Genomic DNA, 12,448 nt, shown 5'->3' on the forward strand with positions numbered 1-12,448 from the left:
GCCTGTTCAGAATTGGCCAGCTTTTGCAGCTGATGAAGCCGGGCAATGCATTTTTCTCTGCGCAGTAGGAAACTACTTAGGATAAGTCCATGCGCTCTCAACTCGAAGCTTTGGTACCGTCCAGGATTGCCAACCACTACCGCTTCGTGCTGTGGATGTTTATTCCGCTGGTTTTACTGATTGCATCTATCAGTCTGGTGACGGTCGTTGCCCATCACAGCATCATTGCCAAAGCGAGCCATGATATGAACAGCATGGTCGCGTTTATCGATAAAATCATGGTTAATGCCGATCATACCGCCCTGAGATCGTTAACGCTTATTGATCGTCCCTGCAGGGATATTGTCGGTCCACTACAGCTCATGAGCCTCAAATACCCCCTGGTCAGGTCAGTTAACCTGTCGTTGCACGGCCTACTGTACTGCACACCGGTGCCTCTTCAACCCTTGTCATTCCCGCATCGAGTGCCTTCGCTCAGTGATGATTCCGCTTCCGATATCAGACTTAATCGTGGAACGGTGCTGTTCCCCGATTTTGCAGTTATCGTCCTGCGCAAAAGGAGTGGCGATTTCACTGCTGGAGTGGTGATCGACACCCAATATATTCGCCATACCATGAATTTGCTGGGGTCCGGCAGCCGGATGCTGCTGGTAGTGAATAATATGTACCTTACTCCCCTAGGGGAAGTTGAACCGGTTAAAAGTCTGTCTCGCGGCTTTGTATCGCTGAAAGTACCGTCCGCGGATTATCCTTTCAAGCTTCGGTTAGATATGACGTTGAATGAATTCATTCACTCTGTGATTGATATTTATGGCTATGTCATGCTTTTATGCTTCTGTCTTGCCATTATCATCTCGCTGCTGATTCATCACTGGCTGCAGGCATCTTCCTCATTGTATTTTAATATGCGTCAGGCGCTGGAGCGCAAAGAGTTTAAAGCCTATTTTCAACCGATCATGAATGCACGGGAAGGTTATTGCTCGGGTATTGAAGTCCTGACGCGCTGGTGTCATCCGACAGATGGCACAGTTTCACCGGATATTTTCATCCCCCTGGCGGAAAAATCCGGGCTGATTATTCCGCTGACACAGCAACTGATGCGTGATGTGGCATCCATTATCTCCACTACGCCCGTCAGCTGGCGGCATGAGCTGCATGTGGCGTTCAATATCACTGCGCTGCATCTCGCCAGCAGGCAGATTGTGGAAGACAGTAAAGTGTTCTTGAGCGTGGTACAAGGGAAACGAATTAAACTCATTCTGGAACTGACGGAACGCCAGTTTATTGACGTCAACGATACGACTCTTGGCGTATTGAAGGAGTTGAAAGCGTTGGATATCGGTGTCGCGATGGATGATTTCGGCACTGGATATTCCGGGCTTTCTTACCTCAATAAAATGAATATCGATACCATAAAACTCGATCAATCATTTGTGGCAATGATAGAAAAAGGAAATACAGCAAAAATAATTGTTGATGTAGTGATAAATCTAGCGTCCCAGCTTGATATTGAGGTAGTGGCTGAAGGCGTGGAAAATACTTACCAGCAAAATTATCTGTTATCAAAGAACGTACAATATCAACAGGGCTATCTGTTTGCGCGACCTATGCCGATGCTTTCATTTTCCTGCTGGTGGCAGGCCGAAAACACCCATCAGCCTGCTCAAATGCCCCCCCCTCTGCCGCGCCAGGTCCAATCTGATCACTGAGCCAGGCAGTAATAGTTGCCCGACTTGAGAGTTGCATCACAGTCAGGTAATCGATATTCATTATTTAATGTCCAAGAGCTAATAGGCGTTAAGCTAACAGAAGTCATTCATGAAATAATAATTTCATTGATTATTATACAATATATAAGCATGCCCAGCTTTCTTACCCTGTTTCCCTTGTTGGTAATAAGTGCTTGATGCGGCGTCGTTGGGAGTATAACGGCGGTGAAAATAAACCCTGGTGTTTTTTTGTTTTTTCTTTATTGTTGATTAATATAGCTGGTTAATTAGTTTTTCACCGTATAAATTGATAGTAATGTCTGGTTTCTTAATTTAATAATGGTTAGCATCATTGGTGTTGATATTATCTGCATTATTACTTATTAACTAAAAGGATTAATTAATGGTGTTCGGATCAGGACGTGTTTATGGTAACTTTCGGAGAAAAATCGATGGATTTTGAACGATACGCTGTTTCAAATCAAAGGGAAAAGCTGGCCGTCAGAGTATATCGTTCCCAAGAGATGACACAGTCACCGGCAGTGCTGCTGTGCAATGGCTTTTGCTCTATTCAGGATGTGCTGCTGCCAGACATCGCCGCCCAGTTTGTCCAGGCGGGCTATCATGCTATAACCTTTGATTATCGGGGATTTGGCGACAGTGAAGGCGAACCGGGCAGGGTGGTTCCAGCGTGTCAGATCGAGGATATCATCTCGGTTCTGCAATGGTGCCAGTCTCAGGAATTCATCGATCCGGCACGTATCGGTTTATGGGGAACCTCACTGGGTGGATGTCATGTATTCGAGGTGGCGGTGCGCCATCCGGATGTGAAATGCATTATCAGTCAGATGGCATTCGCCGACGGTGAATTTTTGGTCACTCAGGATATGGAACTGAGTGAAAAGAAACGCTTTATGGCAACCCTTACCCGGATGGCACGCAAGAAGAAATTGACCGGAGAGGAGCTGCTGGTTCCTATTATCAAAGTGATGACCGATGAAGAGTCACGAATTTTCTTCAAGCAGCTAAAAAAGGACTATCCGGCATCAGATATCGCTATTCCCTATCTGACGGTGCTGGAGGCTATTCTTTACCGTCCAGCTGAAGCCGCAGCACAGGTCCTTCAACCTACCCTGGTAATGCTTGCGGAAAAAGACAAGGTGGTGCCGGTCGCCAACGGTATTGCCCTGTACCAGGCCATCACCGCAGAAAAATCATGCCGGATCCAGCTCAATGCTTCCCACTATGACATGTTCCGGCCGCCACACCTGCCTGAGGTGGCGGCTCAGGAAATCGAATGGTTGAGAGCCCATTTGTGAACTGCCGTTTGCCAAGACTCGTCGTCAGGCATAGCGTATATCCGGCGTCAACTGCAGCCCGGCTGAGTCCCGGCAACTACCAGTAAAGTTTCCAGGGCTTGGTTAGTCGCACCAGCGCCTCAACATAAAAATAGTCTCCCCAACTGCAGCATTCATCAACGCCTTTATCACTGGCCAGATGATATACCGAATGCTTTAACACGCCATCGCAGTCATCACCTTCCTTCGCCAGATAGTTCTTGTTAAGCGAAGACATAATTCGCAATGCGATCTGTTCATAGCTGCTGCGGTCGGGATCGGTCAGCGGCAGATGCTTAACCAGCTCCAGCAAACCACAAACGGCGATAGCTGCGGATGAGCTGTCGCGCAACGCATCTGTACCCAGCAACGCCAAATCCCAATGACAAACGTAATCTGCCGGCAGCCGATTGATAAAGTAATTAGCCAGGCATTTTGACAGCGTTATCATCTCTTCATCACCGGTATGCAGGTAGCTCAGTAAAAAGCCATAAATGCCCCATGCCTGGCCTCGCGACCAGCATGAATCATCAGCATAACCTTGCTGAGTATTACCATAGCGCGGTTCGCCGCTGACGGTATCCATATAGTAGGTGTGGTAGGTGGAGGCGTCTGGCCGTACCAGATATTTTGCGGCCTGCCTGATATGTGCTTTGGCGGCATCGGCAAAACGCGCATCGCCGGTCTGCTCCGACGCCCAGTACAGCAGCGGCAGATTCATATTGCAGTCAACAATCATGCGTCCGGCCTCGGTAGGACTGTTGAGATCGCCCCAGGCCTGAATAATCCTGGCCTTCGGATGATAGCGTTCAAGCAGCAGTTCTGCGGCCATCAAAGAAAAACTTCTGGCATCCCGGTTTGCGGTTAAACGCCATGCGCTAACGCAAGACAAGCTATACAGAAACCCCAGGTCATGCGTCTGCACGTCTTGCCGGCCAGCAATGCGCAGGCCAAATGATCGGACATGGCGCTCGGCCAACTGCCGGTATTTATCCTGGCCGGTCAGTTCCCAGGCTAACCACAGCTGTCCCGTCCAGAAGCTGGTAGTCCATTCCACGTTGTCCGTCAGGGGATAATAACCCTCTTTGGCGGCCTCGGCAGGGAAACGCTCGCCAAAACTGCTCATATTGCGGTCAATAATGTCAAGCACCCGTTGACGCGATTCTTGCAATTCTTGTTGCAGAGATTCCATAGTGAATTCTTCTGGCGATAACGACCGCAAGGGCTCTTTAACAATATCTATGGACATGGTGACTCCCGTATTTATTCAAGTAACTCAGTTTTTAACAGTTTGAAGCGAATCGCTGGCATTACTGGAGCGGGCGATCGGCGGCCCGTTGCGTTTACTGGTGCAGGCCGACAGGGTAAAGGCGGAAATCAGGGTAAATACCAGCGCGGTGGTCCCCATAATGAGATAGGTATGTTCAAAGCCTATTTTTTCGTACAGCATGCCCACCGGTGAGGCAATCGCAATAGAACCGACGTAAAGCATCGCCTGGTAACCCAGCAGGTACATGGTCGCGTTAACGCGCTTATCAAAATGCTCGGCAATGTATTTGAACACTGAAATCAGCAGCAGCGACATTTCCAATCCGTACAGCGGTTTGATAATGGAAATCAGCAGTGGATCATCGGTCAGTCCTGAGGCGATCAGCCGCAGCCCGATAACCAGACCGGTCAATAACAGGCCGGTCTTGGCACCGACATAATTCACCAATAACGGTATCCCCATCATCATCAGGAATTCGGTCGCTGACTGTACGGTGCTCAGATAACCGTAGATGGCATTGCCCTGATGGACATCTTTGAAGAACGAGACGAAGTAGCGGGAAAATTGCTGCTCGGCAATGAACATCATCCACACCACGCCTGCCACATACAGGCAGAATGCCCAGAATTTGCGATTACGCAGCAGCAGCGCGACGTCAGCCAGGGCGATTTTATCTTTGGCAATGACGTTGTTGTTCTGGACACTGGCCGGGTCCACTTTCAGGGTCAGCAGTACCAGCAGCATAACCAGCGAAGCGATACTGCCGAGAATGAAATTGTAAGCCGGAGAAAGATTAAACAGCACGCCGGAAAACGAGGCCGCGGTAGCCCAGCCCAGCGATCCCCACATTCTTATCTGGCCGAATTCAAGGCCGTTCAGTCGGCTGAAACGGTCAGCATAGGACTCACTGGCGGCGACGCCGGCATACCAGGCAAAGCTAAGGTAGATAGCCCCGACAACGATACCTATCATGGTATGACTTACCAGCAAAGGCTGATAAACATAGATAAAGAAGGGCGCCATCAGTGCCGACATGGCCACCACGAAATAGAGCAGCGATTTACTCATGCCGATTTTATCCATGATGTAGCCGTATATCGGTTTGAGGATAACGGCGAAGACGCCATTAACGGCAAACACCGTGCCTATCATGGCGCCGCTCAGATGCGTCCGCTGCCCGAGCCAGATTGCCAGCAGGCCGATGCTGGCGGACCAGGTAAAGAAATAGAGGAAAATAAAAGTACTTATTTTGTAGTAGCTTGATTTGTTTTCAGCTGTGATGAATTTCATGACGACCTCTGGGAAGAGTCATTAACAAAACGGTCAATCAACCGGGGTCAATTGAGGGAAAAGTGCCGGCTTTCCGGTCCACACACCACTGTCAGCCGGTTGCCGCCAGGATCACGCCTGACTTCAGGTTCCGGCAGGTGCAAGCCTTGCGTACTGACCGCGCAACATAGCCAATGCTCGCCGGGATCCAGCTGGCTAGTCAGCACCGGTATGGCGGCGCAGGCGGCAAACATGATGCTGCTGTTCGGCGGCGTGATCACTTTGTCCGCCTGACGCTTACTGCCCATATCGACCTGGCTGATACGGCTCACGCCATTGCTGGCGCTAATAAGACAGGTGCGATCATCTGCTTCGATGCGGGTCTGGGCATCCCAAATCACGGCAAACCCCCCCTCTACCGTATCGAGCGATCGGTGATTGTCGATGTGGTGAATCCGTATATGGCAGTCGGAAAACGGCACCAGCCAGGTGGTGATGCGCACATCTTTCCAGGGTAGCCATACCGAGCGAATGTAGGTATCGGTGATCTGTACCTCGCTGCAATCTCGGCGTCCGCGATAATAATTGTCTTGGTCAGCCAGCAAGAGCATCGAATCGCAGGCCGCATGCTTGATGCCGTAGCGACCGCGTTCGACGGTAAAACCATAGCGGCTGGAATAAGCGAATTTAGTGTATTTGGCTTCGGTATTAACGTAGTTGTTCAGTTCCAGCTGGCCTGAGGTCAGCATATACACATGCTGGGAGTCAGGGCTGTGAACCAGAATCTGTCCCGCTTTGCTCAGGGTGCGTCGGGGTGACAACGCGGGCAGCGGCTGCTCAGGCTGCTGCCAGAACTCACTCTCTGCAGGCAGCGCCAGCACCAGAAATATTTTGAATGCCCAATAGGGGGATCCGGGAGAATTGTAATCCTCGGCCATGACCAGATTGGGATAGGCATAGCCAATAGTCAGTATGCCGTCGCGATCAAAAATCGGTTGCGAAAACCACCAGCGCAGATGGCGCAGGATAATGCCTTTGATTTCGCCCATCGACAGCACTTGCAGGTTGGCAAAAGCGGCGGCGCTCCAGAAGGCGGCTTCAGCAAAACGATACGTCAGGCTGCGACCAAAAGGCACGGCGGCGCCATCAGCGGCAAACAGATAAACGAAATCCTCAGCAAAACGTTCAGAACGGGCAATCAGTAATGCAGATCGCTGGCTGTCGCTGTCTTTCATCAAGGTGGCGTAGATCAGGCCATAATAATGAAATGCCATGGAGATATAGTAATCTTTAGGCCGGCCTGGACCATCAGAGTACCAGCCGTCGCCCAGATAATAAGCTTCCATCTTTTCGAACCTGGCGTCGACCGCTGCCTGATCCCAGGGCAGTCCGGCCTGTCGAAATCCCAGCTGCACCATAATCGCAAAATAATTCCAGTTGCTGTCGGGCATTTCAGCCGAACTGATTTGGTCCAGCCAGCGGAATAAATTTTGCAATTGTTGGGGGGTAAAGTGATCGGTCAGGGTATTTTTAAGCAGCGCTAATCCCAACCCATAGACGGCCATTTCCACCAGACGTTGATCATAGGCAGTAGTGATGCCCCAGTAGCCGGGGTGTTGAGGGTCGGTGCCGTTTCGGATGGCCGTCAGGTATTTATCCCAGTAAGGACAGGGCCCGTTGCCGGCGATAAGGGGAAATATGCCCCACAGCAGGCGCGACAGGCCTTCCATCTGAGCGACCTGTGGCGGGTAATGGGCGCAGGTCTGGCCAAAGATGATGCCGGTCTCTCCGGTGTTGAACAGCCTGTCCACTGGATCAAGCATCGTGTTCAGACAGCGGATAACATCCTCGCGCCCCTCTAGAGCATGACAAGAGTTATTCATTTCACTTTGCATGGCGTTGCCTCTGATACCGGGTAGGGGCCGAGCAATGCAATGCCGCCAACTGCAAAATTAACGGATTGTATTACCCATGGAAGCCGGTGACTAACCACCCTCTTCTTTCGATGACCGGCAGAGTAGCGGGTAATAAACGGGGTGAAGTGTTATCGATGTCACAGAATTTCATCATTATTGATATGTCGGTTGATAAAAAACAAAACGGTTGTTCAAATCAAGATATTCTGAATAGAAAATTGCATTTTATTGTCATCCAATGAAAAACAATCCCAGCGAATTTCTGGAAGGTATTCCTCTTAGCGAACACCACATTTCTTTCAGTCGACTGTTTGCAAACGCTATTCGCTATTATCACTGGCATCAGTGTCTGGAATTACTGTTCATTGAAGCAGGCTATGGGGTTATTATTGTTGATAATCAGCAGTATACGTTGAAACCTGGGCGGCTGTTTATTTTCCCACCGTTTAAGCTGCATAAAGTGTCGGTCGAACAGAGCCAGTGTGAATGTTATCGACGCACTATCATTCATCTGGATAATGTCGCCCTACACCATTTTTTACGGGATTTCCCCCTTCGGCGTGCACAGCTGGAGCGCCTTTGCCACAGGGATAGCCCGGCGGCAATATATGATTTAAGCGATAAAAATGCTGCTCTGGACCCTTTGTTCGGCTGCTACGGCGAGCTTTTTGAGCGCAAAGGTTATTTGATGGAAGACATTGCCTGCCTGATGCTGCAACTATTAACGCTGTTGCCGGAAAAGGCGTTGTCAACCGAATTGGGGGAGATAACCTTGTCGGTCAGGATCATGCAGTGGATTGAGGAACACTATCAGGAGAAATTCAGCCTGGAGGTACTGGCCGCAGATCTGCAATTGTCGAAAAGCTATGTCTCGCGGCGTTTCCGTATGGAAACAGGCGGCATGATCCATGAGTATTTGTTAACCCGCCGCATTCGTCAGGCCAGTGAGTTGCTGCGGGCTGAGGGGATAGATATTGAGCAGGTGGCACATGCCTGCGGCTTTTCCTACGACACCTATTTTATTGTATGTTTTAAAAAAATGGTCGGATTGACTCCGCTGCAGTACCGTAAAAAGCATGCTGGCGGGGGGCATGAAACGACAGGATAAACGGACAGCCAGCGTTGGCTGAAAGGATTTTATGTGATGTTCGTCACAAAAAACTTGTCTCGGGTGGCAGTTCTTTGTACAATCGTTTCCAGAAGGTAACAGAGTGTTCATCCCAGCCAAGAGAAATTAACATGCGTAAATTTTTCAAGAAAATCCTGATTTCTTATATCAATGCATACAAACATGTGCCGCCAGGTGCAATGTTTTAATTCAAGGGCTTAACAGCCTGTTCAGGCGAATTTACCCTGAAACGATAACGGCGCCTGTGGCGCCGTTTTGCTGTGTGCAGTTTGCCATTGATGGCAAATTCCTCAGTACAGGTTTTTCAGTACCGAGACTTCCAATGGTCTTACGGTCAAGGTGGACAATCCATCGACCAATGCCCGCAAATGCGGCGTCTGGCTGTGCTGCTGCAACGCTTCTTCACTGGACCAGTGCTCGACAAAGATAAAATGATCCGGACGTTGCTGGTCTTGATGGGCCTGATACTGCAGACATCCTTCTTCTTTGCGCGTTGCCTCAACACAGCTCTTGAGAAGCGCTTTTATTGCCTCTGAACTGCCGGGTTTACCTTCAACGATTGCAACTACATGAATATCATTAGACATTTTCTGACCCTTGTGGAAGCACCAGTAGACGCGTGGAAACGATATTGCGCCGGTCTGGGTACGGTTAAGAAGAAAGGTTAAGTGTTTTATTACTATTATGATAATACCCTGCTTTAATGATAACGATCACTTTGTGTTATAGAACAATAAGGAAGTAGATATGGCCGGAACCAGCCTGCTGGCATTGATTGATGACATCGCGTCGATTCTTGATGACGTCGCGGCGATGAGCAAAGTCGCCGCTCGTAAAACCGCCAGCGTCCTGAGCGACGACCTGGCGCTGAATGCGCAACAGGTTTCCGGCGTCAATGCAGATCGCGAGCTGCCGGTGGTGTGGAAAGTCGCCAAAGGGTCGTTGCTGAATAAGGCGATCCTGGTACCGCTGGCGCTGGTGATAAGCGCATTTATCCCCTGGGCTATCACCCCGCTGCTGATGATCGGCGGTGCTTACCTGAGCTATGAAGGGGTAGAAAAGCTCATTGAAAGCTGGCACAAGCGCCAAGAGAAAAAGCGCCGAAAATTATCTGACCCGTCCACTACTGCTTATGCCGGTACCCCGACTCCTGGCATACCGACTGGCGGCATAACTACTGGCGGCATACCGACGGGCGGTACACCGGCTCCCGGCACCGCGGTCCCGCCAGCATCCTCTGCAGCCACAACGTCTACGCTGGCGGGAAATGGTGAAGATGTGTACCTAGATGGCAAGCAAATTGATGCATCGACCGATTTGGTTGCCCTTGAGAATCAGAAAATCAAAGGCGCAGTAAAGACCGACTTTATCCTGTCAGCTGAAATTATCGTCATTTCCCTCGGCACCGTGGCGACCGTTCCGTTGCTGGATCAGGTGCTGGTGCTGATAGTCATTTCATTGGTGATGACCGTGGGCGTCTACGGGCTGGTGGCCGGCATCGTAAAAATGGATGACCTTGGCCTTTATATGAGCCGCCTTACCGGCGATGGCGGGCTGCGTACCATGCTGCGTTCCGCGGGGCGTGGCGTGGTTGCTGCCGCTCCGATGCTGATGAAAGCCTTATCGGTTATTGGCACTATCGCGATGTTCCTGGTCGGCGGCAGCATACTGGCTCACGGCTTCCCCTGGACTCACAGTCTGCTGGACAGTCTGGCTGCCGGGCACAGCGGCTGGGTCGCCTCGATTCTGACTGCATTGACCGACATGGCCCTGGGCCTGGTCGCCGGTATCATTATCGTGGCGGTGGTGACACTGGTGAAGAAAATGCTGGGTAAAGGGCACTAAAGACTGAGACTGCTGGTCGGGGAAAAACCGCGATAAGCCGGTCCACCCTGCGCCAGCAGGTTCAATAATCGCGATCTTCAAGCCGATGTCCGGAAAGCGCATTGGCGGCGCAGATAAGCGATAAATGGCTGAGGCCCTGGGGCAGGTTGCCTCGCCAGGTTCCGCTGCGGACATCAAACATTTCATTCAGGGTCTGCACATTGCCGGTGGGGTTAATCTGCCCGAGGATTTCTTCCATTGATGCCCGGGCAAGGTCTGGCTCATTAAGCGCGACCAGCGCCTCTACCATCCAGAATGAACAGGCGATAAAAGTACTTTCATCCTCTTCGACACCGGAATAGCGATACAGCATGGCGCTGCCGTGTCCCAGCTCATGGCGCAGGGCACGGTAGGTGGCGCGCATCCGCTGTGGATTGACGTCGTTGCCATAGCGATGCATCAGAGTTACCGATGCATCCAGCTTCTCACTACCGGCAAAGAAGGTATAGGATTGCCTGGACTCCGACCAGCAGTTTGCTTCAATCCAGTCCCGGATCCTGTCCCGCTCCCTGGACCAGCGATCTTTCCAGGTCGGTTCAATATGTCCTCGCTCCACCAGGCTGACCGCCTGATTCAGCGCCAGCCAGCAGGCCATCTTGGAATGGGTGTAGTGGCGAAGCTCCCCCAGCTCCCAAATTCCTGAGTCAGTTGACCGCCAGCGGTCGGCACATTGATTAGCCAGCTCGCCCAGCATCCGGGAAGTGCCGATATCAATCAGATGGCCGGCATCGATAAACAGCACCGCGGTACCGAGCATATCGCCATACATACTTAACTGGCACTGGGCGCTGGCATTATTGCCCACGCGCACCGGCTGGGAACCCTGGTATCCCTCAAGGGGAAGAAACCGTTCTTCCGGCACCGGATCCCCTGACAGGGTGTAACAGGTTTGCAACTCAGGTCCGTGCTTCATAATGGTGGCCGCCAGCCAGGAAAAAGCGGCTTTACAATCCTCCAGCGCACCCAGATAGACAAAGGATTTGATGATAAGGCAGGCATCCCTTATCCAGGCATAGCGGTAGTCATAGTTTTTATCGCCGCCGATGCCCTCTGGTATTGATGTCGTTGCCGCCGCAGCCAGGGCACCGCTAGGCGAGTACCAGAGAAACTTAAGCGACAGCGCTGAACGGATGACCTGCTGCCGGTATTCTCCCCGGTAGCTGAGGTTTTCCACCCAGTCGCACCAGCCGGTATGGCTGGTTTCAATCCGCTGATCAATTTTTTCAAGCGGCGGAATGGCCAACGGTTCGTTCTCTGTGACCAGCAGCGCCAACAATGTATGCGAGGCGGGGCGGGTGATAAAGTGGGCCTCGGCGCCTTGATCCCGATACGAATCGAAGTTGACATCGTCAGAGGCATGGATCATCGCCATAAGCTGACCGATATGATAAACCTTACCCAGCGACGTATCCTGATGCCAGGCATTAATGGTGTCGGCAAAGGTACCTATGCGCAGCGACAGCCGGAACGGTACTTCACCTTCAATACCTTCAATTCGGCGAGCCAGCTCGTTCCAGGGCAGTCGACCAGCCAGGGTACTGTTAATCGATTCAGTCATTAAGGCTATGCCGGTGTCGGTGATGAATCGCGTTTCAAGTACGTTACTGTTATCCCGATAAGCTCGTTCAATATGATAACGGCCCGTCGGCTCAATCTGGAAATACCCCCCTTTACCGGCATCGAGAATGCGGTCGAACAGCGGCGGCGAGTCGATACCCGGCGCACACCACCAATCGATAGACCCATCTGAAGCAATCAGCGCGACTGAACGCCCTTCGCCAATCGCAGCATAATTGCCCAATGTTTCATAGCCATTATCTCTGTGGGGAATAATCGGGGAAGGTCTATGCATTCACTGCGGATCCTGTAAAGTTTTTTTCGCTATTTCAGCTAATTGCCCTTTTATTTAAGCATAGCCCAAAGCGGTCGCCGCC

Annotated in this window: 10 protein-coding genes; 5 read left to right on the top strand and 5 right to left on the bottom strand. The window is 51.2% G+C overall.

Features of this window, described 5'->3' with window-relative positions; translation table 11 throughout:
- The first annotated feature begins 89 nt into the window (after positions 1-89).
- Positions 90-1,709, top strand: coding sequence for an EAL domain-containing protein (locus tag EDC52_RS05255; protein ID WP_131864295.1), 1,620 nt, complete (start codon positions 90-92; stop codon positions 1,707-1,709).
- A gap of 428 nt (positions 1,710-2,137) precedes the next feature.
- Positions 2,138-3,028, top strand: a complete 891-nt coding sequence (locus tag EDC52_RS05260; RefSeq protein ID WP_230467961.1) for an alpha/beta hydrolase — start codon at positions 2,138-2,140, stop codon at positions 3,026-3,028.
- Positions 3,029-3,104: 76 nt separating this feature from the next.
- On the opposite strand, the gene EDC52_RS05265 is transcribed toward EDC52_RS05260, so the two are convergent.
- From EDC52_RS05265 to EDC52_RS05275, 3 genes are all read right to left on the bottom strand, one after another.
- Positions 3,105-4,238 (bottom strand): glycoside hydrolase family 88 protein, encoded by a 1,134-nt coding sequence (locus EDC52_RS05265; RefSeq protein WP_407924201.1) that lies wholly within the window; start codon positions 4,236-4,238, stop codon positions 3,105-3,107.
- 84 nt (positions 4,239-4,322) lie between these two features.
- The gene (locus tag EDC52_RS05270) at positions 4,323-5,606 is read right to left on the bottom strand and encodes an oligosaccharide MFS transporter (RefSeq protein WP_131864297.1); all 1,284 of its coding nucleotides are present in this window, start codon (positions 5,604-5,606) and stop codon (positions 4,323-4,325) included.
- Positions 5,607-5,653: 47 nt separating this feature from the next.
- Positions 5,654-7,480 (bottom strand): DUF2264 domain-containing protein, encoded by a 1,827-nt coding sequence (locus EDC52_RS05275; protein ID WP_230467962.1) that lies wholly within the window; start codon positions 7,478-7,480, stop codon positions 5,654-5,656.
- 259 nt (positions 7,481-7,739) lie between these two features.
- On the opposite strand from EDC52_RS05275, the gene EDC52_RS05280 reads away from it, so the two are divergent.
- Positions 7,740-8,609 (top strand): AraC family transcriptional regulator, encoded by an 870-nt coding sequence (locus EDC52_RS05280; protein WP_131864298.1) that lies wholly within the window; start codon positions 7,740-7,742, stop codon positions 8,607-8,609.
- A gap of 131 nt (positions 8,610-8,740) precedes the next feature.
- Positions 8,741-8,818, top strand: coding sequence for a stress response protein AzuC (gene azuC, locus EDC52_RS20400; protein WP_407924202.1), 78 nt, complete (start codon positions 8,741-8,743; stop codon positions 8,816-8,818).
- Between the two features lie 102 nt (positions 8,819-8,920).
- Here the strand turns inward: azuC and EDC52_RS05290 are convergent, their stop codons facing one another.
- Entirely contained in the window at positions 8,921-9,217 is a 297-nt protein-coding gene (locus tag EDC52_RS05290; protein ID WP_131864300.1) for a putative quinol monooxygenase, read from the bottom strand.
- Positions 9,218-9,443: 226 nt separating this feature from the next.
- Here EDC52_RS05290 and EDC52_RS20235 point away from each other — a divergent pair, with 226 nt between their 5' ends.
- Entirely contained in the window at positions 9,444-10,475 is a 1,032-nt protein-coding gene (locus tag EDC52_RS20235; protein ID WP_407924203.1) for a DUF808 domain-containing protein, read from the top strand.
- 61 nt (positions 10,476-10,536) lie between these two features.
- On the opposite strand, the gene EDC52_RS05305 is transcribed toward EDC52_RS20235, so the two are convergent.
- The gene (locus EDC52_RS05305) at positions 10,537-12,366 is read right to left on the bottom strand and encodes a glycoside hydrolase family 15 protein (protein ID WP_131864301.1); all 1,830 of its coding nucleotides are present in this window, start codon (positions 12,364-12,366) and stop codon (positions 10,537-10,539) included.
- Positions 12,367-12,448 lie beyond the last annotated feature (82 nt).

It is taken from the genome of Biostraticola tofi (assembly GCF_004343195.1).
Taxonomy (GTDB): Bacteria; Pseudomonadota; Gammaproteobacteria; order Enterobacterales; family Enterobacteriaceae; genus Biostraticola; species Biostraticola tofi.